The following is a 23,544-nucleotide window of genomic DNA, read 5'->3' on the forward strand; positions in this document are numbered from 1 at the left end:
CCTCAGTGTTTCTCAAGCCACGCGCCGTAGAACGACGGGCGGCCGACCGCTTCAAAATTCACGCCTTTTAGCCACGGCGCACCGGCAAAGACCTGCGGCTCCTCGAAAATCGGAATGACGTAGGCGTTATCCAGCAGGTAGCGCTGGGCATCGCCGGTCAGCTGCAGGCGTTTTTGCGGGTCGACTTCGGCGGAGATATCCACCAGCAGCGCATTCAGCTTGTCGTCACGGAAGCTTTTGACCTTGTCACTGGAGCCGCCTTTTTGCAGCAGCGCGTCGCGGTTAGCGGGGTAGAACATGCTTTTCACCACGTCAGGATCGGCGCGGCCCACTTCGGAGACGGTTAACGGGGTCTTCAGCGGATCAAGGTTATCCAGCGTGCGGCTACCTGCGTCACCGGCTTTCACGCTCAGCGCCACGCCCACCTGACGCCACTGCTGGGCAACCAGCTGCAGCACCTCTTTGTTTTGCGGCTGCGGCAGGGATTCATATACCGTCAGCGCCAGCCGCTGGCCATCTTTGGCGCGGATGCCGTCGCTGCCCGCTTTCCAGCCCGCCTCGTCCAGCAGCTGGTTAGCTTTAGCCGGGTCAAAGGTCAATTTGTCGCTGAGATCGACAAAGCCAGCGGCGGAATCGGCAATCACCGACTTCGCCTGCGGATAGTTAGCCGAGAAGAGGGTCTCAACCACCTGTTTTGCATTGGTGGCATGCAGCAGCGCCTGGCGCACGCGAATATCGGAGACCAGCGGGTTATCCGGGCGGAAGCTGATGCTGTCGTTCACCCCGCGCGTTGGGGCAGCGTAGATCTTATAGCCCTGATCGGTCGCCTGCTTTTCGTCATACGCCTGCACCTGGCGAATAAAGTCGGCCTGACCGGCCAGCAGGGCGCCGACGCGCACGCTGTCTTCCTGAGTCACGATAAACTTGATGCCATCAAGATTGGCTGGCCCCTGTTGCGCCAGATTTTTGGGCCCCCACTGGTAGTCCTTACGTGCTTCCAGCGTCACTTCGCGACCCAGCTTCTCGTCCTTCACCACAAACGGGCCAGAGCCAATGATATGCCGGGCGTCACCCAGCTCTTCAAAATTGCGCTTGAGCGTGCTGAGCGAGACCAGGCCCGACCCGATGGTGGCGGTGCCCTGCAGGAATCCCGGTGACGGTTTTTTGAAGTAGAACTTCACGGTCAGCGGGTCGACCACTTCGCTGCGATCGTAGTTATTGATCACTTCTGACACCGGCAGGCGCTGCGCCTTGTTACCTAAGCCGTAGGTATCAAAGTTTTTCGCCACGGCGTTGGCATCCAGCGGCGTGCCGTCGGAGAAGGTAATACCGGGACGCAGTTTAAAGGTGTATTCGGTTTTATCGGCGTTGGTGGTCCAGCTTTCGGCCACCCACGGTTCGACCTGCAGCGTCTTTGGGTTCTGCCACGTCAGTTTGTCGGTAATCTGGTTCAGAATGCCGCCGTTCGGGTAGAAGCCGCCGGCGGGCGGATAGAGGTTGGTGTGCGCCTGTTGCTCCAGATAAATCAGCGTGCCGCCTTTGACCGGCGCATCAGCGGACCAGGCTGCGGTGGTCGTCAGAATGAGCACCGTCAGCAGCGGCAGACGAAATGGGGTTTGCATGGTGAATTCCTTTGTTATCTTCTTGTTAGCGTCGGATTCATCATCGGGCGCGGGGGAAAACAAGGGAACAAAGGAATTAAGATAAGGATTGCCGGAAAATGGCTATAAAAAAACCGCCCCGGAGAGGAGCGGTGATGAACGGTGAACGATTACGAACGTAAGTCGATCACCATACGGCCACGGATCTGGCCCTGTTCCATCTCTTTAAAGATGGCGTTGATGTCCTCAATAGGACGCATCGTCACTTTCGGCACCACTTTACCTTCAGCGGCGAACTGGAACGCTTCCTGCAGGTCCTGGCGGGTGCCAACCAGCGAACCCACCACCTGAATGCCGTCCAGCACCAGGCGCGGAATATCGAGGCTCATCGCTTCCGGCGGCAGGCCAACCGCGACCACGCGGCCACCGGCACGCACGGCATCAACGGCGGAGTTGAAGGCCGCTTTTGCGACGGCAGTGACGACGGCGGCATGCGCGCCGCCAGTTTTTTCCTGCACAATTTTAGCGGCATCTTCGCTGCGGGAGTTGATGGTGAGGTCCGCGCCCATGCTGGCCGCCAGCTTCAGCTGTTCGTCGTTCACGTCAAGGGCGATGACTTTGGCGTTAAAGACGTTTTTGCCGTACTGCAGCGCGAGGTTGCCCAGCCCGCCCAGACCGTAAATCGCAATCCACTGGCCCGGTTTAATACCCGATACCTTCACTGCTTTGTAGGTGGTGACACCCGCGCAGGTAATGCTGCTGGCCGCCGCCGAATCCAGACCGTCCGGCACTTTTACCGCGTAATCCGCGGTGACGATGCACTCTTCCGCCATGCCGCCGTCAACGGAGTAACCGGCGTTTTTCACGTCACGGCACAGGGTTTCGTTGCCGGAATTACAGTATTCGCAGTGCCCGCAGCCTTCAAAGAACCAGGCCACGCTTGCGCGGTCGCCGACTTTCAGCGACTTCACGCCAGGGCCGACTTCTTTCACGATACCAATCCCTTCATGGCCCAGGATGACCCCGGTTTTATCGCCGAAATCACCGTTCTTCACGTGGAGGTCGGTATGGCATACGCCACAGCACTCCATCTTCAGCAGGGCTTCCCCATGCTTTAGCGGACGTAAGGTTTTTTCGGTAACGTTGACCTGGTGATCCTGAGTGACAACAGCAGCCTTCATGTGTATCTCCTTGTTCATGATAAGAATCTGCATAGCAGGTGTAGTACCTCTTAAGGATTAATACATTAGCCTGGTAATGCAAGGCTGCAGCAACATAATGTCATCATTTGATTCGATTTCAGATTAAGAATACGGCGTTCCTCTAATAATTAAGGGGGAAAATTCTGGCCCGGCTAGGCGCTCGCCGGGCGCAGACTTACAGCTGGGCTTCTATCTCCTCTATCTCTTTACGCCATTGCGCCTGCAGCTGCGGCTTTTGATGCTTCGGCTTACGCGCCAGATCGTTTTCCAGCAGCGTTTCCAGCGCGACCAGGCGTTCAAGCAGATCGTCATACGGCGAGGGGCGATCCGTCGGCGCCGCGATGTCAGGCGCACTAGATGTGACCAGCCCCGCGCGTTCACGCAGCCGCTCAAACACCGCTTCTGCATCGTGCCACTCGCTCAGTTTTCCCTCTTCAATCAGCCAGAAACGGTTGCAGCTTTGGCTAATTAACTGACGGTCATGGCTGACCAGCAGGACGCCGCCTTCGAACTGCTGAAGGGTGTGCGCCAGCGCCTCTTTGCCTTCCATGTCCAGGTGGTTGGTAGGCTCATCCAGCATCAGCAGGCTATAGCGGGCAAGCGTCAGGCCAACGAACAGCAGGCGCGAGCGTTCGCCTCCGCTGAGCGTGCTGACCGTTTGTCCGTGACGCGCCCACGGGAAACCGGCGCTTATCAGGGCCATTTTGCGGTTCTGCGGATCCGGAGCGAAAGGCTCCAGCGCGTCGAGCAGCGTGGCGTTGTCCGGCAGCTGATTCAGCGTCTGGTCGTAATAGCCCGGCGACACGCGTGGGTGCAGCTTCAACCCGTCGTGGGTCAGTTCATCGGTAAACTGTCGCCAGATGAGCTTCATCAGCGACGATTTACCGCAGCCGTTACGACCGACAATCGCCACGCGATCGCCGCTTTTTAACCGCGCAACGTCGACGCTGAACAACGCAGGCAGGCCCGGAGCAGGGGGCACGTCAAGGTTTTCCATCTCCAGTAAACGGTCGGCCCGCAGCGCGTCGCCGCGAAGGGTTAGCGTCCACGGGCTACCTGCCGTGAGTTCCGTCTGGCTCTCCCTGAGCCGTTCGACCTGTTTTTCCATCTGTTTGGCTTTGCGGGCCAGGTCTTCGTTGTCGTAAACCTTGCCCCAGGTCGCCAGACGTTTGGCACTGGCGGTCACGCGGTCGATCTCCTTTTGCTCCGCCTTGTGGCGCTGCGCGTCGGTCTCATCTTTGGCTTCCAGCGCCTGACGTGCCGCCGTGCAGGGAAGGGCAAAGTAGTGCAGCGTTTTATCGCGCATGATCCAGCTGCCGTTGGTGACGGCATCCAGCAGCTGTCTGTCATGCGAGACCAGCACAAAGCTGCCCGACCAGTTCTGCAGGAAGTGTTCCAGCCAGAGCATTGTCGGCAGGTCAAGGTGGTTGCTGGGTTCATCCAGCAGGAGCAGGTCCGGCTCGTGAATCAGCGCCCGGGCCAGCAGCAGGCGGGTGTGCTGCCCGCCGCTCAGCGTGGCGGAGTGCAGCATCATATCCTGCGGCGTAAAGCCCATGCCTGCCAGCAGCGTTTCGGCTTTCCAGCGCAGGCTGTCCCGTTCCGCTACGGGCAGCTGGGCCAGGACGGCATCCAGCATGGTGAGCGATAAAATAGCGTCCGGGAGATGTTGCTCCACGCGCGCCATCAGGCAATGCCCGGCCAGCGCTACCGTTCCGGCAGCAGGGGAATCCGTGCCGTCCAGCACCTTCAGCAGCGTACTTTTGCCGCAGCCGTTATCGCCCAGCAGACCAATGCGGTCGCCTTTTTTCAGCGTAAAGGAGAGTGAGTCGAAGAGCGTGCCAAACGCCGTATCAACGCGTAAAGATTGTGCAGTGAGTAAAGTGCTCATTGTCGCTTACCCAAGAGTTACAGGCATGTTTATGCCTCGTCAAACATCGCTGACGATAACTCAGTAAGCCCGAGAGAAGGGATTTCAGGGGGTGGTGTCTTCGCTCAAGCCGAAGTTATCGCAGCACGATACCGATAACGCTTGAGCGGGTGCGATCACCAAATGTATGTGAAACATTGAAAATTTCACGATACAGCATAATTGGCCTCCTTATATATTCAGTGGGTTAATGTGTGTCGAAAGTATAATCGAATGTCACATGATTGCACGTTAAGATTTTTGTCATTATGCCGATACCCTTCATTATGAAACCAAAAGGAGGTTGAGCGTATGGCCTATTATTACGCCTATCACAGTGCATCTAATTTCAGCAATTTTGATTACAACAAGGGCTATGGTGTTAGTCCAGGTAGTGAGAAAAAGCTGAGTAATGTAAAAACAGGCGACTTTGTCTTTGTCATCCAAAATGTTCATAAATCTGTGGGATACCAGCTTTGCGGACTTTACCGTATTGAAGGGATCGATTTCGAGGAGGGAAACGTTTACCCCCATCGTGTGCAGTTGAGCGATGTGTCTAAGCTAGATGATTTTATTACGCTTGATCGCCACGAACTAAGCAAAGTTCTGCCTCCAGCGGGCAAAGAATCCCGTTGGGATCGCTTCATGAATCACTTCGCTCAAACAGGAAGAACATTCCAGAAGCCTCTGGACGCGACGGTTATTGCCATCCTCAAGGAACAACTTAATCAACAGCGAGTGGACTGCGAAGATATTCCAGGCCGCGATGAAAACGACTTTTACGACAAAGTCAGCAAGGCGTTAAAACTACAATCTGAGGAAAGACGAAAGCGGCTGCAAAATGCGTCTGTTCATCCGGCGAAAAAACAGGTTTCCGTCTGGCGTTACGATCGTAATCCCGATGTGGTGGCTGAAGTACTCCTCAGAGCTCAAAATAAATGTGAATGTTGTGATGCCCCCGCGCCATTTCAGCGTACGAAGGATGGGAGATATTATTTAGAAGTTCATCACATTATTCCGCTATCAGAAAATGGGGAAGACAACGTAGACAATGCTATTGCCCTTTGCCCTAACTGTCATCGGCAGGAGCATTACGGTGAACCGCGGATAGATAAAAGCTGGCAACCTGGCAAAAAATAAGTGGGCCAGTGGCCCACTCACATTTTAAATCGACGTACGGCGATAGCTGCGGTATTCAGGCTTCCAGAAGTTGTCGTCGATGGCCTGCTGCAGCGCGTCGGCAGAGGTTTTCACCGCCACGCCCTGCTGCTGCGCCATTTTACCCACTGCAAACGCGATAGCACGCGACACCTTGTGAATGTCCTTCAGCTCGGGCAGAACCAGACCTTCGCCGTCGTTGACCAGCGGCGAGTGGCCCGCCAGGGTCTCACTCGCGGACATCAGCATTTCGTCGGTGATGCGGGACGCGCCGGAGGCGATAACGCCCAAACCAATGCCCGGGAAGATATAGGAGTTGTTGCACTGGGCAATCGGATAGGTTTTATCCTTCCACACCACCGGATCGAACGGGCTACCGGTGGCCACCAGCGCATTACCTTCGGTCCAGGCGATGATGTCCTGCGGCGTCGCCTCCACGCGGGACGTCGGGTTAGACAGCGGCATCACGATAGGGCGCTCGCAGTGCTTGTGCATCTCGCGAATAATCTCTTCGGTGAAGAGACCGGTTTGCCCGGAAACGCCGATCAGAATATCCGGCTTCACGTTGCGCACCACGTCCAGCAGGGAAAGTACTTCGTTGTCGGTATCCCAGTTTTTCAGGTTTTCGCGTTTCTGCACCAGTTTCGTCTGGAACGGCAGCAGGTTCGGCATGCCGTCGGTCAGCAGGCCGAAACGGTCCACCATAAAGACGCGGGAGCGGGCCAGCTCTTCGCTTAAGCCTTCGCGCTGGGTCTGGGCGATAATCTGCTCGGCAATACCGCAGCCCGCGGAGCCTGCGCCCAGGAAGACGATTTTCTGGTAGCTCAGCTGGCTTCCCGCTGCACGGCTGGCGGCGATAAGCGTACCCACCGTGACGGCTGCGGTGCCCTGGATATCATCGTTAAAGGAGCAGATCTCATCGCGATAGCGGTTCAGCAGCGGCATCGCGTTTTTCTGCGCGAAGTCTTCGAACTGCAGCAGCACGTCCGGCCAGCGGTGCTTCACGGCCTGGATGAAGTCGTCGACAAACTGATAGTACTCGTCGTCGGTAATACGCGGATGGCGCCAGCCCATATAGAGCGGGTCGTTGAGCAGCTGCTGGTTGTTGGTGCCGACGTCCAGCACCACCGGCAGGGTATACGCCGGGCTGATGCCGCCGCAGGCGGTGTAGAGAGAGAGCTTACCGATTGGGATCCCCATCCCGCCAATCCCCTGGTCGCCGAGGCCGAGAATACGTTCGCCGTCGGTCACCACAATTACTTTGATATTGTGGTTCGGCACGTTCTGCAGAATATCGTCCATGTTGTGACGGTTCTGATAAGAGATGAATACCCCGCGGGAGCGGCGGTAGATCTCTGAGAAACGCTCGCAGGCGGCGCCCACCGTCGGGGTGTAGATCACCGGCATCATCTCTTCGAGATGGTTTTGCACCAGGCGATAGAAGAGGGTTTCGTTGGTGTCCTGAATGTTACGCAGGTAGATGTGTTTGTCGATTTCCGTTTTGAAACCCTGGTACTGGATCCACGCGCGCTCTGCCTGTTCTTCAATAGTTTCAACCACTTCTGGCAGCAGGCCCAGCAGGTTAAAGCTGCTGCGCTCTTCCATGCTGAAGGCGCTGCCTTTGTTGAGCAGGGGGAATTCGAGTAAAACCGGTCCGGCGTATGGGATGTATAAGGAACGATGTTTTTTCAGTTTGTTGTCCATGTCACTCACTCTTTTTATGAAGATCCGTCCCTGACACTGCTGTTTGTCATCTTTCTGGCCTGTGCGATGGGGTGCGGTCCGGCGGTATTATAAAGGAGCTAAATATTAATTACCGCAACACATAAACAAAAACACCATCGGGATTACCGATGGTGTTCTGGATCTCAGTCTGGAACTTACTTGCCCGCGTGGCGTTTTCTGCCGGTGGCGTGAGTGACTTGGGTTTCGTGGTCGCCTTCAATCACAACTTTGCGCTGATTAGAAAGCTTGTAGTTCAGTCCCAGAATATGGCGTGCCTGACGGTTCGATTTCATATTAACTCCTCAATCCTGTTGATAGTTTTAAGGACCAGTTTGCTTACGCAAACGAAATGTAACCCCTTAGGTTGCAGATCCAGCTTAGCAGGTTTTTACAAGGGTGCGTTTTGCCCGCTGACGACGTAGTTAATGGTCTGCTGGTAGATGTCACTGAGGATGTCATTATCTGTGGATTCCACCCACCTGGTGAGTTCCATCAAAATGTCATCTTCAGTCACAGCACCGTGCTCGGCGTGAAGACCCTGTGCAATCGCGTTAACGAGTTCAGGTTGTGCTGCTGCGGTATTTGCCGGGTAATAAGTAAACATGCTGCCTCCGTGTCGTTGTCTGTTTAATGGTACGGCTCGCAAAAAATTTAATTCACAAACAGAATGGCAAATATTTTCCCGGTTGTGGCTCAGATTCATCTTAGAAATAAAAATGACATAAGTGTATGCTTTTGTGTGCTTTTGAAATGGGGGGGGGTAAATCGACGTGGCGCTGAGAGAATATTATGACGGTGCTCCTGCTATCTCGAAAAAATAGCAGGAGCAGCGTTTAAATTACCACTTCATTTCGCCGGTATTCACCTTAGCGCTTAATTCCAGCGAGCTCTCTTCAGCCAGATTCGGATACTGTTTTTTCAGGGTGCTGATGACGCCCGCAGAATCTTTATGAACGGACAAGGCCTTTTCAAAGCGCTGGAGATAGTCACGGGTAAAATCAATCGCACCCGTCCCGGCTGGCGGGGTACCCAGATAGTGACCCGGGATCACGCGCTCGGGTTTGTGCGCCGCCATGTTCACCAGCGTTTCCTGCCACTGCTTACGGCTTTCCGCTGTCTGGGTGTCCGCCGTCCAGACGTGAATGCCCCAGGAGACGCCAGTGCCGCCGAGGATGGTCTTTGCGGACGGGATCCATACATAGGCCGCATAGCTGTCAGGCTGTTCGATGTCGATCTTCTCCCCGTCAACCATAAACGTGGTGGAGGCGAGCACCTGCGGGACGACCAGCTCCGTTGGCGCGCCGTCTTTCATCTGCGGACCCCAGAAGGCAAGCTTGGCGTCTTTAGTGGCCTTGATGTGATCAACCACGTGCTGCGTGGCCACCACTTTGGCGTTCGGGAAGGCTTTGACCAGCGGCTGCAGGCCAAAATAGAAATCCGGATCGCCGGAGGTGATCACAATTTTGTTCAGGGTCTTACCGCTTTGACGAATTTTCTCTACCAGCGCTTCGCCATCCTTCACGCTGAACTGCGCGTCAAACAGCACCGCCTCTTTCGGGCCGGAAACCAGCGTGGAGGAGACAGCGAAAATGCCTTTCTCCTGCGGGTTATAGGTATCAATGCTTAACGGCGCGGCAAAAGCAGCCGGCGTGAAAAGGGTGGAAAGCAGGGCAAGGTGAGTGAATTTCATGCTGTTGTCTCTGTTGTTCAGGAATGTCTCTATTGTACGGAAATTCGCATTTGCCAGAATTCCTGAAACAAGACATGCTTAGTTTCATAAATCGAGCAGATGGAGTTGATATGGATCGCGTGATTGCCGCTCAGGTTTACAACCGAATATGCGAGCTGGGAAGTTTGAGCGCGGCGGCCCGGGCGCTGGGTATTTCCCGCCCAATGGTGAGCCGCTACCTTGAACAGATGGAGAAATGGGCGGGCACGCGGCTGGTAAACCGCTCCACGCGCAAGCTGACGCTGACCGCGGCAGGCGAAAAGGTGCTGCAAAAAACGCGGACGCTCTCGCAGATCTCGCAGGAAATTGAAGGCCAGTCGGAAAAAGATCTCCCGTCTGGCACCCTGCGGGTGGCCTGCGCGCACTTTACCGCCATGCACCTGATTGCGCCGGTCCTGCCCGGTCTGCTCTCGCGCTACCCGCAGCTGCGCATTGAGCTGGACGTGAACAACCATCCGGTCAGCCTGGTGGGAGAGCGCATTGATGTTGCCGTACGCATTACCGATAACCCTGAACCCGGCATGATTGCCCGTCGGCTGGGGGAGTGTCGCTCGGTGCTTTGCGCCTCGCCGGACTATCTGGCGCAGCACGGTACCCCCGTCGGCCCCGAAGAACTAGCCCGGCATAACTGCCTGCACTACAGCTTTTTTGCCGGGCAGTCCTGGCACTTCCTGACGCCGGAGGGCGAAAGCCTGAGCGTGGCCGTCAGCGGCAACCTGAGCGCCAGCATCTCTTCGCTGCTGATGGACGCTGCGATTAAGCACTGCGGTATCGCCATGCTGCCGGAGCGTGAAGCGCGTGCCGCGCTGGAGCAGGGATGGCTGGTGCCGGTACTGGCGGCGCTGGAGCCGAAGCCGCTGGCCATCCATGGTATTTATCAGTCCCGGGAATACCAGCCTGCCGCGCTGCGGGCGTTCCTTGATGAGCTGGCCCGCTATCTGGCATGAGCGCGGCGTTTGCCGTCGTTTACTTAGCCTTTAGCCAGGGGGAGGCCGTGCTCCAGAAAATAATATCCGCCCCGAGATAATTTTCCGCGAACCGATCAAATTCTGCTTTGGTGAAGGGCTTGCCGGTCTCAGGGTTCTTATAGGTCAGGGTCGGTTCCTGAACCGCCATGGCGATAAGCGGCAGCGTCTGTTTATTTTTATGGAAGAAAGGATAGGCATTCTTCATATGCGCCTTGCGGTTGGGAACAATGTCCGGCCCACCGAGGCCGACACTGTTGGCGCTGGCATACGCAAAAAGACGCCCCATGTAGTTGTGGTCGTTATCCCATTCGCACGGCCAGAAGTTCACGTATTGCACCACGTGTGATTTCTGAAAAGCCTTGCGCGCAAAGGCCAGGTTTTCCATTTCTCCCGCAAAATAGCTGTCGCAGGTAAATCCGGCGGGCGGATTTTTTTCGTCAAGATCGATGGCGGTTTCAGGCAGGTTTACACCATATACCTCGCCATCAAAGCGTTTCGCGAGGGCGGCCAGCAGCGCCTGGTAGCGCTGGCGCACCTCGGGATCCCACTGACGCGCCACCCAGCCTGAACCGACCGGCTTGCCTTCGCCGGGGTTATCGAACTGCGGCGCAATCCCGCCTCCGTATTGCTTATCGTGCATCAGATAATCCGGCACGTAGCGCGCGTCCGCCTCAAAGAAACGGTCCTGAATCTGGATAAAAAGCTTTTTCCTGGCAGCCTTAAGACGCGCGAGATCCCGTTCAATGCGCGAGAAATCGTAGCGATCCTTCTCAGGCTCAAGCGCGCGCCAGTTGTAGACGATCTGTACGCCGCCGATATCGTTTCGCACAACGAGCGGGAACGCCGCGTCGAGCTCGCCGGAGCTGGTATAGATAAAGTTCTCGGGCGTTTTCGCCTGCAAAGACAACGATAGAGCGAGGGTAGCGATCGCAACGGCCATCCTGATTTTTAGCGCCATAGGTTTATCCTTTTTGTCGGTACAGCAGGTGTAAGTCCCGGAATTGTCTGTGTTCCAGGGGCAGTCAGATGCGTAGTCTATACTTAACCCTTTGTAAGCCAAAAGGAGAGCAAGAATGACTATTCATAAGCACGGTTCGGCACACTGGTCTGGCGACATTAAGCGCGGTAAAGGAACGGTTTCCACCGAGAGCGGCGTTCTCAATCAACAGCCTTATGGCTTTAATACCCGTTTTGAGGGTGAAAAGGGGACCAACCCCGAAGAGCTGATCGGCGCGGCACATGCGGCCTGCTTCTCGATGGCGCTGTCGCTGATGCTCGGCGAAGCGGGCTATACCGCCGACGCCATTGACACCACCGCGGATGTCTCCCTCGATAAAACGGACGGCGGTTTTGCCATCACCAAGGTTGCCCTGAAGAGCAAGGTGACCGTTCCCGGCATCGCCCCTCAGCAGTTCGACGGTATTATTCAGAAAGCCAAAGCGGGCTGCCCGGTTTCGCAGCTACTGAAAGCCGAAATTACGCTGGACTATACGCTTAACTAAGCCTCAGCCGGGCTGGCGCCCGGCTATCCCTTCAGCGCGGCGGGAAACACCTCCGCCAGCCAGGCAATAAACACCTTCAGACGGTGCGTCAGATGGCGATTCTGAGGGTATACCACGTGAAATGGATAGGCGGCAGGGCGCCAGTCGCTCAGGATCGCCGCCAGCGTTCCCGCCTGTAAATACGGCTTTGCCGAATACTCAAACGTCTGCACGATCCCCAATCCTGCCACGGCCGCCGCCAGGTGGGCATTACTTTCATTTATGCCGAGATAATGGGGGATATTGATTTCCATCGCCTCGCCATGCCGCCTGAAGCGAAAGGGAAACGCCCGCCCGGTGACGGGCGAGAGGTAGCTAATGAGCTTGTGGCCGTTGCACAGCTCCTGTGGATAGGCTGGAACGCCATGGTTTTTCAGGTAGCCCGGCGTCGCGCAGGTGACCATTTCGGCGTTACCAATATGGCGAGCGATAAGGGTCGAATCGTCCAGCGGGCCGCCGCGGATCACGCAGTCTACGTTACCGCTGATGAGATCGACCGGCCGGTCGGCCACGCCAAGGTCGATGCGGATATCCGGGTAGCGCCGCATAAAATCCGGCAGCAGGGGGATGAGCACGTCCCGGGCGGTGGAGCCGCCCACGTCAACCCGCAAATGCCCTTTGGGCGTCGCGCGGGAAACGCGAAACGCGGTGTCGATGTCTTCGATATCTATCAAGACCCTGAGCGCTTTTTCATAGTATTCCATCCCTTCCGGCGTCGCGACCACCCGGCGAGTCGTTCGGTGCAGGAGGCGTATCTCCAGGTGCGTCTCAAGCGATTTCACCAGCTTGCTCAGCGTGGCGATGGGCATGTTCAGCGAGTCCGCCGCGCGGGTAAAGCTGCCGGTTTCCACCACCCGGGTAAAGGCGCGCATCGCCATGAGCTGATCCATGAGACTCCCTCTGATTATTTCTGTATGTGAATAGTCATTTTCATTTTTGCTGGTTTTTCACTAATCCCGCAAGGGCTAAAGTTTGTCCAACGCAAACCCAACAAAAGGTAAATGACATGAACACGACTCTCTCAGGAAAAATCGCACTGGTCACCGGCGGCAGCACCGGCATCGGTCTTGCCACGGCGCAGGAGCTGGCGGCACAGGGCGCGAAGGTGTACATCACCGGACGACGTCAGGCCGAGCTGGACGCGGCGGTGGCTGAAATCGCTTCAACGGCAGTGGGCATTCGCGCTGACGTGTCAAAACTGTCGGACCTGGACGAGGTCTATGCCCGGATAGCCAAAGAAGAAGGCCGCCTCGATATTCTGTTCGCCAATGCGGGTGGCGGCGATATGCTGCCGCTAGGCGCGATTACCGAAGAGCAGTTTGACCGGATTTTCGGCACTAACGTTCGCGGGGTGCTGTTCACGGTGCAGAAGGCGCTGCCGCTGCTCTCCGCCGGATCCTCGATTATTCTGACCGGCTCGACGGTGTCCATTAAGGGGACGGCAAACTTTAGCGTCTACAGCGCCAGCAAGGCCGCCGTGCGCAACTTTGCCCGCTCCTGGGCGCTGGATTTGCAGGGCCGCGGGATCCGCGTCAACGTGGTAAGCCCGGGCCCAATCAAAACGCCTGGCCTCGGCGACCTCGTGCCGGAAGAACACCGCCAGGGGCTGTACGACGCGCTGGCCGCTCAGGTGCCGCTGGGCCGTTTAGGCGCGCCGGGTGAGGTGGGTAAAGCGGTGGCGTTTCTGGCCTCCGATGCGGCCAGCTTTATTAACGCCACCGAGCTGTTCGTGGACGGCGGCATGGCGCAAATCTAACCCAGACTGCGCCAGCAGCGGACGTCACGGCCCTCGCGAGAGGGCTGTAACGGCTGAGGACGCTCGCACCCCTGCGCGGCCATCGGGCATCGGTCGCGGAAAAAACAGCCTTCGGGCAGACGGCGGTTGCCGGGAAGCTCGGTTTTGCGTAACGCCAGCGTTTCATCCAGCGGTTCACCGGTGCGCGGAACCGAATCGAGCAGCAGGCGGGTGTAAGGATGGCGCGGCTCGCCAAGCACCTGCGCGGCGCTGCCCAGCTCCACAATCTGCCCAAGGTACATCACCGCCACGCGGTCGCTCATGTGCCGGACCACCGAGACGTTATGTGAGATCAACACGTAGGTCAGATTACGCTGCTGTTGTAGCGTCACCAGCAGGTTGAGGATCTGCGCCTGCACGGAAATATCCAGCGCGCTGGTGGGTTCATCGAGCACGATGATATCCGGATCGGACGAGAGCGCCCGGGCGATGGCAATGCGCTGGCGCTGCCCGCCGGAGAAGGCGTGCGGAAGCCGGTCGAGATATTCCGGGCGAATGCCCACCTGCAGCGCCAGGTTTTCAGCCAGCTGGCGGCGGTCGCGCTCGCTGCTGCGCTTTTGCACCCACACCGGCTCGGTGATGATTCGCCAGACCGGCAGGCGCGGGTCAAGCGAGGAGAGCGGATCCTGAAACACCATCTGCATGCCGCCCGCGTGGTGCGCCCGCTGGCAGGCGCCGGTGCTGGGCTTAAGCATGCCCATCAGCAGCTGGGCGAGCGTGCTTTTCCCGCAGCCGGATTCCCCGACAATGCCAAGCGTTTCTCCCCGACGGATCTCAAGGTCGAGCCCGTTGAGCGCATGGACCCGTTCCGTCACGCGGCCCAGCCAGTTTTTGCGCGCCGCAAAGTTCACGTGCACGCTATCCAGTTCCAGCAGTACATCAGACATGGGCTTTCTCCCGTTGTGGATACCAGCAGGCGGCCTGTTGGCCCTCTGCGCCAGTGGGCGCTAAGCGCGGCGTTTCGCTGCATTTCGCCCCGGCGGCAAAGCAGCGCTCGCGGAAAGCGCATCCCTGCGGAAGCTGGCTGAGGTTGGGCACCGTGCCGGGGATGGCGGGAAGCGGGGCGCGCGGCTGGCCGTTTTCCGGCGCGCACTGCAGCAGGCCAATAGAGTAGGGATGCACGGGCTGGTGGATCAGCGTTTGCGTGGTGCCGCTCTCGATCACGCTGCCCGCATACATTACATACACTCTGTCGCAGAGCTGTGACACCACGGCCATATCGTGGCTGATAAACAGCACCGAGGTGCCGCTGGCCCGCGCCTTGTGCTTCAGCAGGCGCAGCACCTGCAGCTGAACGGTGACGTCCAGCGCCGTGGTTGGTTCGTCGGCGACGATCAGCTCCGGCTCGCAGGAGAAGGCAAGGGCAATCATCACCCGCTGGCGCATGCCGCCGGAGAGTTCAAACGGATAGCGCGCCATGACCGCTTTCGCGTCCGGGATTTGCATCTCTTCCAGCAGGGTAATCGCCTTCTGCTGCGCCTCACGCCGGGAAAGCGGTTGATGCTGGCGGATCACCTCGACCATCTGTTTGCCAATCCGCCGCGTCGGGTTGAGGGCGGTCATGGGCTCCTGAAAAATCATCGCGACCTTTGCACCGCGCCACTGGCGAAGCTGTTTCTCGGACGCCGTCAGGACATTTTCGCCGAGTAATTTCACCTGACCATGATGAATGCGGTAGCTGCCTTCCGGCAGCAGACGCATGGCGAGCATGGCGGTCACGGATTTACCCGAACCGGATTCGCCCACCACGCCGACAATTTCACCCCTGCCGATCTCCAGCGAGACGTGGTTCAGCGCGTGGACCTCGCCGCGGAAAATCGGGAAGCTCAGATGCAGGTCTTCAATCTTGAGAACCGGATCGGTCATCACTGTTTACCTCCTGACTTCGGATCCAGCAGATCGTGGATGCCATCCCCAAACAGGTTAAAGCCCACGGCGGTAATCAAAATCGCCGCTCCGGGAAACGCGCAGTACCACCACTGGTCCAGAACGTAGTTACGGCCGACGGCCACCATCGCGCCCCATTCGGCGGTCGGCTGCTGCGCGCCCAGGCCAATAAACCCCAGCGTGGCGGCCATCAGGATGGCGCTGCCGATGTCCAGCGACGCCTGCACGATCAGCGGCGGCAGGGCGTTGCGCAGGATATGCCAGCTGATCACATGCCAGCGGGATGCGCCAAAGGTGCGGGCCGCCTGCACGTAGGTAAACTGGCGCACCACCAGGGTTTGGCCGCGCGCCAGGCGGACGTAAAACGGAATGCGGACAATCGCAATCGCCAGCATGGCGTTAAACAGGCTTGGCCCGAGCGCGGCGGCCAGCGCCATGGTCAGCACCAGGGAAGGTATCGAGAGCATAATGTCCATCACCCGCATGATGACGGCGTCGCCGCGCCCGCCCAGCACGCCGGACAGACAGCCCAGCAGCGAACCGATGCCGCCCGCAATTACCACCACCGCCAGCCCGGCGGTAATGGACTGCTGGCTGCCCGCCAGCACGCGGCTGAACAGATCGCGGCCCACCTCGTCGGTACCAAACCAGTGCTGCGCGGACGGCGCCTGCAGGCGCGCGGTCAGATCCAGCGCGTTCGGGTCGTGCGGCACGATCCACGGTGCGGCCACCATAATGAAAAGCATCACCAGCATAACGACGCCGCCAACGATCGTGAGCGGACTTTGGCGCAGCATCCAGAACAGCTTTGCCCAGTTGATGCGTTGTCTGGCGGTTTTCACCGGGACGGGCGTTTCCTGCGTTAACATCATTCGGCACCTCCGCGCCCGATTCGCGGGTCAATCCACAGGTAAAGCAGATCGACCACCAGATTAACCAGCACGTAGGCCAGCGAAACAACGACGGCAAAGCCCATCACGGCGGGGAAATCGAGCGCCTGAATGGACGTCACCACCCAGGCGCCCATGCCCGGCCAGGCAAAGACGGTTTCGGTCAGCACGGCCCCGTAAAGCAGATCCCCCAGCGCCAGCCCGAGCACGGTAATCGACGGGATCATCGCATTCGGCAGGGCGTAGCGCAGGACGATATACCAGCCGGGCAGGCCGCTGGCGCGTGCCGTGCGGATGTAGTCCTCGCTAAGCTGCTCCAGCATTGCCGAGCGGACCTGACGCGCCACGATGCCGAGATGCACAAATGCCAGCGTCAGCGAGGGTAAAATCAGGTGCTGCAGCGCATTGAAAAAGACCTCGCCGTTGCCTTCCAGCAGCGCGTCAAGCAGATAAAAGCCGGTGACGTGCGTCGGCGGATCGAGCCAGTCGTCCAGCCTGCCGCCGCCCGGCAGGATTTGCAGGTGCCCGTAGAACAGCACAATGACGCCCAGCCCAAGCCAGAAGGCCGGGGTGGAGATCCCGGTCATCGCCATTAAACGCACCAGGTGATCCAGCCAGCGGTTGCGGTACACCGCCGATAAAACCCCCAGCGGCACGCCGATGACCAGCGCCAGCAGAAGGGAACAAAAGGCCAGCTCCAGCGTGGCGGGGAAAAAGGCCTTCAGGTCTTCCGCAACCGGGCGTCCGGTACGGATAGAGGTGCCTAAATCACCGTGGATCAGGGCGTCCACGTAGCGGCCAAACTGAACGTAGAGCGGCTGATCCAGCCCCAGCTGCTGGCGAATGTTCTGCACGATGTCGTCGCTGGCGCGGTCGCCGGCCAGCAGACGGGCCGGATCGCCGGGGATCAGGTGTGAAATAATAAAAGTGATAATACAGACACCGGCCACCACCAGGAGTAACCCCCAGCAGCGCTGGCGCACGATGCTCCAGAACGTCATACACTTTCCCCCGGCGAAACGGTTACTTGCTCATGGTGGCGATGTTAAACACCTGCTCGAGCATCGGATTAAAGGTGAAGCCTTTGACCTCTTTGTTCATCGCCAGCTGGTAGTTCTTCTGGAACAGATAAACGTAGGCCGCCTCGTCGATGACCACCTTTTGCGCCTGCTGGTAATCTTTGGTGCGTTCCGCCTGGTCCGTGGTTTTCAGCGCGGCCTGCAGCAGGAAATCGACCTCTTTGTTCTCATAGAACGAACGGTTGCCCGGCAGACCTTTCTTGTCCGATTCGAACCAGTAGTTCATAAACATGTACGGGTCGGCAAAATCCGGGCTCCAGTTGCCGATGGCGATGTCGTAATCGCCTTTGCCGACGCGGTCGCGCATGGTGGCGTTGGCCAGTTTCTCCAGCTTGACGTTAATGCCGATCTTGCCGAGGCTGGCCTGAGTCGAAAGGGCGATAGGCTCCCAGTTTGGATCGTTGTCCGAGTAGAGGAAGGTCAGGCTGGCGGGCTTGTCTTTGACCTTCTCCAGGGCTGCTTTAGCTTTGGCCTCGTCGAGGCTGTACTGCATTGCCGAGGCGTCAAAGCCCCACATGCCTTCCGGGATCGGGCCGCGCATCTGCTTGCCGTTGCCGCTCAGAATGCCTTTTACCATTCCCTGATAATCCGTCGCCCAGGAGATGGCCCGGCGTAAATCCACCTGATTGAGCGGCGCTTTGCTGTTGTTGAGATAGAGATAGGTCACGCGCAGGGAGGGGTATTCCGCGACGGCGACTTTGCCTTCCTGCTTCAGGGCCGCCAGCTGATCGACCGGCAGGGAGTCGGCAATGTCCAGATCGCCGCGGGAAAGCTGCAGACGGCGCGACGCGCTCTCACCGATAATTTTCACCGAGACGCGCTTGAAGTGAGGCTTGTCGCCCGACCAGTGCGGGTTTGGCACCAGCACCAGCTGCTGGCCTTTCTGCCAGCTTTTCAACATAAATGGCCCTGAGCCAGCGGTGTTTTGCGCCAGAAAGCCGCGCGCGTCGTCCGCGGCATTGGCCTTCAGCACCGTCGGGTTAATGATGGAGGCGCCGTCGTTCGCCAGGGTGTAGAGGAAAGGCGCGAACGGCTGGCTGAGGGTGAATTTCACCGTGTGCTCATCAACGGCCTCCACTTTCAGATCTTTCGGGAAGGCTTCAGACGGCCCCTGGCCGAGCTTCAGCAGGCGCTCAAAGGAGAGTTTGACCGCTTCGGCGGTGACCGGCGTGCCGTCGGAGAATTTGGCGTTATCCGCCAGGGTAAAGGTCCACTCTTTCTGGTCGTCGGACGCCTTCCAGCCCGTCGACAGATCGCCCTCCACCTCGGTAGAGCCGGGCTTGTACTTGACCAGACGCTGGTAGGACGGATAGGTGACGGTCCAGTCGTTGTTATCGATGGTGATGGCAGGGTCGAGCGTTTGCGGGTCGGCGGCTTTACCGATTGCCAGCATGTCTTTCGGAACGGCGGCCAGCGCCAGCGGTGCACTCAGGGCCAGCGTGGCGGCAATGACGGTCGAGAGAAGCGATGTTTTCATGGCAGTGCTCCAGGTTTAAAGAGGGGTGTGCGTCAGGGGAAAACAGGCAAAACGGTCATCAAGCAGCGGGTAGCTGGCGGCGTTCGGCAGTTCGAAGTGCCACCATTCGCTGCCGATCCCGACAAAACCGCCGCCGAACATGATGGCGTTCAACAGCAGACGGTTGCGCTGGGCGTGCGGCGGCACGGAAGGGTGATACGGATGCGAGCGGTCATGCATTTCGTCAAAACCGGCGCCCATATCCAGCACGACGTTATGCTCGTCCATCAGCGTGACGTCGATGGCCGTGCCGCGGCTGTGGTTAGAGCCAATCGCCACGTCGACCACATATTCCGGGTTCGGGCAGGCCTCCCACAGCTGGGCCTGCGCCTGCTGCGGGCGATAGGCGTCGTAGACCACCAGCTTCAGCCCGGCCAGCGTGGCAATGCTGATGGCTTTTGCCAGCGCGGTAGCAGCATCGGTATGCAGCAGGCACAGCGCCTCCTGATAGATCGGGCGGCCTGTGATGTTGTCGGCGGTGGCGTACTTCAGATCGATATGCAGCGTGGGGAACGTCTTCGCCACATCAATCAGTTCACTCTCTACGGGCATAGCTCCGCTCCTTTAGCGTTCGAATTGACCAAACTCTTGTTGTAATTGTCGGTTTACCGCCAGGCGCGCCGGGAGCGCATCGCCCAGCGCTTCCACCACGCCCGACAGGAGCAGGTTGAACAGACAGCTCACGGGGGCAAGTGAATCCCAGAAATGACCGGTATCGGTTTTCACCTGCAGTAAATCCATCGGGTAATCCCGCGCCCACGGGCACCAGATGTCGGTGATTAAGGCCAGCGGAATGCCTTTCTCGCTCGCGACGCGGCAGTACTGGCGGGCCATCGTGGAGTAGGTGCGCGTATCGGTCAGCACGACATAAGGGTGCGCAAACCCGGAGTTAAGGGATTCCACCCAGCTGCCGGAAGCGCCTTCGGCATAGCTCACCCGCGGGCGGAGGTATTCAAGGTGGCTGAAGAAGGCGTTGGCGATCCCGCGCGTGGACTGGATCCCCAGCACAAAAACCGCGTCCGCGTGGGCCAGATGGTGTACCACCTGGCGGAAGGCGTCCGTTTGTGCCAGCTGATACACCTGCGTGATGGCGTCCACTTCCAGCGACAGGGCGTGCTGAAGGCGGTTGGGCAGGGGGCGCTGCTGCTGCCAGGAGTCGAGGCGCTCGTTCATGCCCCAGGGCTGGTACGGATCGCGCAGGCTCTTTTTGGCATCTTCCAGGTTGCGATATCCCAGCTTGCGCAGGAAGCGTCCGACGGTGATCCCGCTGGTCCCGCTTGCCAGCCCGACGCTCTCCGCCGTTTCAAACGGGATTTGCGCGGCGTGCGCCAGTAGCCAGCTTCCGACCCGCTTTTCGCTGGGCGTGAGCTGGCTGAAGGTCGCCTCGATACGGCTTAACATCTCGGGTTTCGTCGTCATACCGCCTCGCTGTTAACAGGCTGTCAAAAGCTGAATATGTGTTACCGGGTTAACAATGCATGACGCGTGCCATGTTCACAGAAGGGCGAAAACCCGCTGCGCAATAAACTTCATGCAATATTTGGTTAACCAATGATCAACATTTGTGCAGCGTAGTTCACTTTTGGTGCACTGGCTGACCTGGCAGGGATGAATTTGGTGAATACGTCAGCCCGTTCACATTTTTGATAAGATAGAAAGACAGTGAACATAAAAGGGATCCCGGCATGGCGAATTGGCCCTGGCGAGTCAGCGTGCGCCTGGTGGCGCTTGCAAAGAAAACAGGGATGGTCGTGGGGATCGTCCTGGTCGTCCTGCTGGCGGTGCGGGTCTATCTCTCGCAGCAGGGGCCGGAACTGCACCCGTGGCACACCTGGCGGGGAGATGAGATGTCCGTGCGCGAGCTGGATAACGCCGATTTTGTCGGGTACCTCGCCCGGGAAAAAGCGATTTTCACCGATCTGGATAACGCGGTGACGGCGAAAGCAGCGGGTGAGGATCAAACCCCGTTAAACCGCTACTACCGCCAGAGCCTGGTGTGGCCCGGCCAGTTTGCCCCCGATGCCAACCGCTCCTTTGTGCTGATGCCAGCCGGGAAGCCCCGCGGCGCGGTGGTGCTGCTGCACGGCCTGACCGACTCGCCTTACAGCGTCAGGCACTTTGCCGTGAACTATCAGCAGCGCGGCTTTGTGGCCGTGGTCCCGCGTCTTCCCGGACACGGCACCGCGCCCGGCGCGCTGACGGACGTGGACTGGGAAATGTGGCTGGCAGCGACGCGGCTTGCCGTGCGGGAAGCCACGCGCCTGACGGGGAATAACGTGCCGCTGCATCTGGTGGGCTACTCCAACGGCGGGGCGCTGGCGATGAAGTATGCCCTCGATGCGCTGGAAGACCCTGCGCTGCGTAAGCCTCAGCAGATGATCCTGCTCTCACCGATGATCGGCGTGACGTCCTTTGCGCGGTTCGCCGGATTCGCCGGGCTACCGGCGCTGCTGCCGCCGTTTGCCAAAGCGGCCTGGCTGAATATCTCCCCGGAATATAATCCGTATAAATACAACTCGTTCCCGGTGAACGCCGCCCGCCAGTCGTGGCTGCTGACAAAGGCCCTGCAGGAGCAGATTGGCCGTGAGGCGCGGGAAAACAGGCTGGCGAATTTGCCGCCGGTGCTGGCGTTCCAGTCGGTGATGGACTCTACGGTCAGTACCCGCGCGGTGGTCAGCGGCCTGTTTGACCAGCTTCCGGCAAACGGCAGCGAGCTGGTAGTGTTTGATATCAACCAGGCGGCGAGCTTCCGTCCACTCTTTAAACCGTCGTCCTGGACGGCCACCACGGCGCTGCTGCCGGTCGCGCAGCGGCGTTACGGTGTCACGATTATCACCAATGCCGGCGAGCACAGTTTCTCGACGGTGGCGAAAATCACGCCGGCAGGCAGCACGCAGGAGACGGTCGTGCCGCTTGCCCAGTCCTGGCCGCAGGATGTTTATTCCCTGTCGCACGTTGCGGTGCCGTTCCCGCCGGATGACGATCTCTATGGTCGTGAACCACGCGTGAAAAACCGATATGGCATCAGCCTGGGGACGATTGCGCTGTGGGGAGAAACGTCCGTACTGAGCGTTGGTAAAGAGGCGCTTATGCGGGTCACCTCGAACCCGTTCTACGACTATATGCAGGAGAGGATTAACAGCCGGATCGGGGACCAGAAAAAGTAATGTTCCCTTGTGGCGTGAATATGTTAGGTCGCATTGATTAAGTATGTTACATAGTAGCTTCAAGGCACCTCTCTTTATCACTGGAACCCCTTTTTGTGCTGACGACGCTGATCTACCGAAGCCACTTGAATTTATCCCGCCCGTCCACCGAACTGCGGGAGCTGGTGGAGCGCGCCAGGGGCCGCAACGTAAAACTGGACATTACCGGCGTCCTCCTTGCTAAAGGCAACGACGTTCTGCAGATCCTCGAAGGGTCGGAAGAGAGTGTGGTCAAACTGTTCCATAAAATCCGCGAGGACAAGCGGCACAGCGGGGTAGTAGAACTGCTGCGGGACTATGGTCCGCGCAGACGCTTCGAAAACGTCGGTATGCTGCTGTTCGACCTGCAAACGCAGTCGCCGAAAGAGGTGCTGCAGTCGGTGCTGCGCTACAGCAAGCTGGACAGCTATCTGACCTCCGACGATCGGGTGTTCAAATTTATTCAGACCTTTATAACCGGTAAACGTCCGGTCCCGTCGGGGGCACGCTACACCGCGGACAAATGGACGCTCTCGACCGAAACGCTACCCTTTGGCGAACACCTGGGCCTGATTGCCGGACAAACCTGCCAGTTTGCGCTGCAGCCTATTGTCGAGCCCTCGGAAGGGAAGATCAGCTCCCTTGAGGCACTTATCCGCGGCAACGACGGCGGCAGCCCGGAGCATTTCTTCAGCACCGTCGACCCGGACAACGTCTACGAAGTCGATCTCCAGACAAAAGCCTATGCCTTTGCGCTGGCGGAAAAGCTGGGCATTGGCAGCCATAAAATCGCCGTCAACCTGCTGCCCATGTCGCTGGTGAATGTCCCTGGCGCGGTGGAATTTCTGGTCGATCAGATTAAAAAACATGGCCTTCAGCCGGAGCAGGTGGTCATTGAAGTCACTGAAAACGAGATGATCTCCGGGCTCAACCAGTTTAACAGCGCCATCAAGCAGCTTCGCGGCGAGGGGATTGGCCTGGCGATCGATGATTTTGGCTCGGGCTATGCCGGGCTTTCGCTGCTGACCCGCTTCCAGCCGGACAAAATTAAAATCGACCGTGAGATTGTCAGCAACATCCACCTGAGCGGCCCCAAACAGGCGATTGTGCGCTCCATCATCAGCTGCTGCTCCGATCTTGAAATCACCCTGGTGGCCGAAGGCATCGAGAAAATTGAGGAGTGGTGCTGGCTCGAATCGGCCGGGATCCGCCGCTTTCAGGGATTCCTGTTTGCCCGGCCGCAGCTTAATGGCGTCGGCGATATCCACTGGCCGCATCTGGTGCGGTAAGCCAATTTTCCCTCCCGTTATTTCCCCTTTGCCTAGCCTGTGCTTAAATAGCTAAAACGGTTTAACATAGTTT

22 protein-coding genes are annotated in these 23,544 nt (G+C 58.4%); 6 read left to right on the forward strand and 16 right to left on the reverse strand.

All coding sequences use genetic code 11. The features are described from left to right. Positions 1–2 precede the first annotated feature (2 nt). The 3 genes from FHC52_RS07345 to FHC52_RS07355 form a co-directional block, all read right to left on the reverse strand. Positions 3–1,622 (reverse strand): TIGR04028 family ABC transporter substrate-binding protein, encoded by a 1,620-nt coding sequence (locus FHC52_RS07345; RefSeq protein WP_126287858.1) that lies wholly within the window; start codon positions 1,620–1,622, stop codon positions 3–5. Positions 1,623–1,771: 149 nt separating this feature from the next. Then, a complete protein-coding gene (gene adhP / locus FHC52_RS07350) occupies positions 1,772–2,782 on the reverse strand; it encodes an alcohol dehydrogenase AdhP (RefSeq protein WP_126287860.1) in 1,011 nt (336 codons plus the stop codon). 196 nt (positions 2,783–2,978) lie between these two features. Continuing rightward, positions 2,979–4,691, reverse strand: a complete 1,713-nt coding sequence (locus FHC52_RS07355) for an ABC-F family ATP-binding cassette domain-containing protein (protein WP_126287862.1) — start codon at positions 4,689–4,691, stop codon at positions 2,979–2,981. 330 nt (positions 4,692–5,021) lie between these two features. Here FHC52_RS07355 and FHC52_RS22755 point away from each other — a divergent pair, with 330 nt between their 5' ends. After that, entirely contained in the window at positions 5,022–5,849 is an 828-nt protein-coding gene (locus FHC52_RS22755) for an HNH endonuclease signature motif containing protein (protein WP_047721479.1), read from the forward strand. Positions 5,850–5,873: 24 nt separating this feature from the next. Here the strand turns inward: FHC52_RS22755 and FHC52_RS07365 are convergent, their stop codons facing one another. The 4 genes from FHC52_RS07365 to FHC52_RS07380 all read right to left on the reverse strand — a co-directional run bounded on the left by FHC52_RS07365 (position 5,874) and on the right by FHC52_RS07380 (position 9,282). After that, the gene (locus tag FHC52_RS07365) at positions 5,874–7,571 is read right to left on the reverse strand and encodes an NAD-dependent malic enzyme (RefSeq protein WP_008501715.1); all 1,698 of its coding nucleotides are present in this window, start codon (positions 7,569–7,571) and stop codon (positions 5,874–5,876) included. Positions 7,572–7,747: 176 nt separating this feature from the next. After that, positions 7,748–7,885 carry a stationary-phase-induced ribosome-associated protein gene (sra, locus tag FHC52_RS07370; protein WP_008501714.1) on the reverse strand — a complete coding sequence of 46 codons (138 nt, stop codon included), beginning with the start codon at positions 7,883–7,885 and terminating at the stop codon, positions 7,748–7,750. A gap of 95 nt (positions 7,886–7,980) precedes the next feature. After that, entirely contained in the window at positions 7,981–8,196 is a 216-nt protein-coding gene (bdm, locus tag FHC52_RS07375) for a biofilm-dependent modulation protein (protein ID WP_008501713.1), read from the reverse strand. 234 nt (positions 8,197–8,430) lie between these two features. Then, the gene (locus FHC52_RS07380; protein WP_021240186.1) at positions 8,431–9,282 is read right to left on the reverse strand and encodes a Vmh family MBL fold metallo-hydrolase; all 852 of its coding nucleotides are present in this window, start codon (positions 9,280–9,282) and stop codon (positions 8,431–8,433) included. Positions 9,283–9,392: 110 nt separating this feature from the next. Between FHC52_RS07380 and FHC52_RS07385 the strand changes: the two genes are divergently transcribed. Further along, the gene (locus FHC52_RS07385) at positions 9,393–10,268 is read left to right on the forward strand and encodes a LysR family transcriptional regulator (RefSeq protein WP_126287864.1); all 876 of its coding nucleotides are present in this window, start codon (positions 9,393–9,395) and stop codon (positions 10,266–10,268) included. Positions 10,269–10,287: 19 nt separating this feature from the next. On the opposite strand, the gene FHC52_RS07390 is transcribed toward FHC52_RS07385, so the two are convergent. Beyond that, complete coding sequence (locus tag FHC52_RS07390; protein WP_032651911.1) at positions 10,288–11,247, reverse strand: hypothetical protein; 960 nt, start codon at positions 11,245–11,247, stop codon at positions 10,288–10,290. A gap of 115 nt (positions 11,248–11,362) precedes the next feature. On the opposite strand from FHC52_RS07390, the gene FHC52_RS07395 reads away from it, so the two are divergent. Continuing rightward, positions 11,363–11,791, forward strand: a complete 429-nt coding sequence (locus FHC52_RS07395) for an OsmC family protein (RefSeq protein WP_008501708.1) — start codon at positions 11,363–11,365, stop codon at positions 11,789–11,791. 23 nt (positions 11,792–11,814) lie between these two features. Here FHC52_RS07395 and FHC52_RS07400 read toward each other — a convergent pair whose 3' ends face one another. Beyond that, a complete protein-coding gene (locus tag FHC52_RS07400) occupies positions 11,815–12,720 on the reverse strand; it encodes a LysR family transcriptional regulator (RefSeq protein WP_044596480.1) in 906 nt (301 codons plus the stop codon). A 116-nt stretch (positions 12,721–12,836) separates the two neighbouring features. Here FHC52_RS07400 and FHC52_RS07405 point away from each other — a divergent pair, with 116 nt between their 5' ends. Continuing rightward, positions 12,837–13,586, forward strand: a complete 750-nt coding sequence (locus FHC52_RS07405; RefSeq protein ID WP_021240182.1) for an SDR family NAD(P)-dependent oxidoreductase — start codon at positions 12,837–12,839, stop codon at positions 13,584–13,586. On the opposite strand, the gene FHC52_RS07410 is transcribed toward FHC52_RS07405, so the two are convergent. Genes FHC52_RS07410 through FHC52_RS07440 form a run of 7 tightly spaced genes read right to left on the reverse strand, consistent with a single transcriptional unit; the run spans position 13,583 to position 20,416 of the window. After that, the gene (locus tag FHC52_RS07410) at positions 13,583–14,512 is read right to left on the reverse strand and encodes an ABC transporter ATP-binding protein (RefSeq protein ID WP_008501705.1); all 930 of its coding nucleotides are present in this window, start codon (positions 14,510–14,512) and stop codon (positions 13,583–13,585) included. The two genes, FHC52_RS07405 and FHC52_RS07410, sit on opposite strands and share 4 nt — an antisense overlap. Continuing rightward, the gene (locus FHC52_RS07415; RefSeq protein WP_023327531.1) at positions 14,505–15,491 is read right to left on the reverse strand and encodes an ABC transporter ATP-binding protein; all 987 of its coding nucleotides are present in this window, start codon (positions 15,489–15,491) and stop codon (positions 14,505–14,507) included. Before FHC52_RS07415 ends, FHC52_RS07410 begins: the two co-directional genes overlap by 8 nt. Continuing rightward, positions 15,491–16,384 (reverse strand): D,D-dipeptide ABC transporter permease, encoded by an 894-nt coding sequence (gene ddpC, locus FHC52_RS07420; protein ID WP_032651904.1) that lies wholly within the window; start codon positions 16,382–16,384, stop codon positions 15,491–15,493. Before ddpC ends, FHC52_RS07415 begins: the two co-directional genes overlap by 1 nt. After that, entirely contained in the window at positions 16,381–17,403 is a 1,023-nt protein-coding gene (locus FHC52_RS07425) for an ABC transporter permease (RefSeq protein WP_032651902.1), read from the reverse strand. The genes ddpC and FHC52_RS07425 overlap by 4 nt, the downstream gene beginning before the upstream one ends. Before the next feature lie 22 nt (positions 17,404–17,425). Next, a complete protein-coding gene (locus FHC52_RS07430; RefSeq protein ID WP_126287866.1) occupies positions 17,426–18,958 on the reverse strand; it encodes an ABC transporter substrate-binding protein in 1,533 nt (510 codons plus the stop codon). Positions 18,959–18,973: 15 nt separating this feature from the next. Next, positions 18,974–19,549 carry a D-alanyl-D-alanine dipeptidase gene (gene ddpX, locus FHC52_RS07435; RefSeq protein ID WP_063435428.1) on the reverse strand — a complete coding sequence of 192 codons (576 nt, stop codon included), beginning with the start codon at positions 19,547–19,549 and terminating at the stop codon, positions 18,974–18,976. Between the two features lie 12 nt (positions 19,550–19,561). After that, the gene (locus FHC52_RS07440) at positions 19,562–20,416 is read right to left on the reverse strand and encodes a MurR/RpiR family transcriptional regulator (RefSeq protein WP_023327526.1); all 855 of its coding nucleotides are present in this window, start codon (positions 20,414–20,416) and stop codon (positions 19,562–19,564) included. Positions 20,417–20,682: 266 nt separating this feature from the next. On the opposite strand from FHC52_RS07440, the gene FHC52_RS07445 reads away from it, so the two are divergent. Beyond that, positions 20,683–22,164 (forward strand): carboxylesterase, encoded by a 1,482-nt coding sequence (locus FHC52_RS07445; RefSeq protein WP_126287868.1) that lies wholly within the window; start codon positions 20,683–20,685, stop codon positions 22,162–22,164. A gap of 95 nt (positions 22,165–22,259) precedes the next feature. Further along, positions 22,260–23,471 (forward strand): diguanylate phosphodiesterase, encoded by a 1,212-nt coding sequence (locus FHC52_RS07450; RefSeq protein WP_126287871.1) that lies wholly within the window; start codon positions 22,260–22,262, stop codon positions 23,469–23,471. Positions 23,472–23,544 lie beyond the last annotated feature (73 nt).

Origin of the sequence: Enterobacter sp. EC_64, assembly GCF_019584165.1 — a bacterium.
GTDB classification, from domain to species: Bacteria; Pseudomonadota; Gammaproteobacteria; order Enterobacterales; family Enterobacteriaceae; genus Enterobacter; species Enterobacter roggenkampii.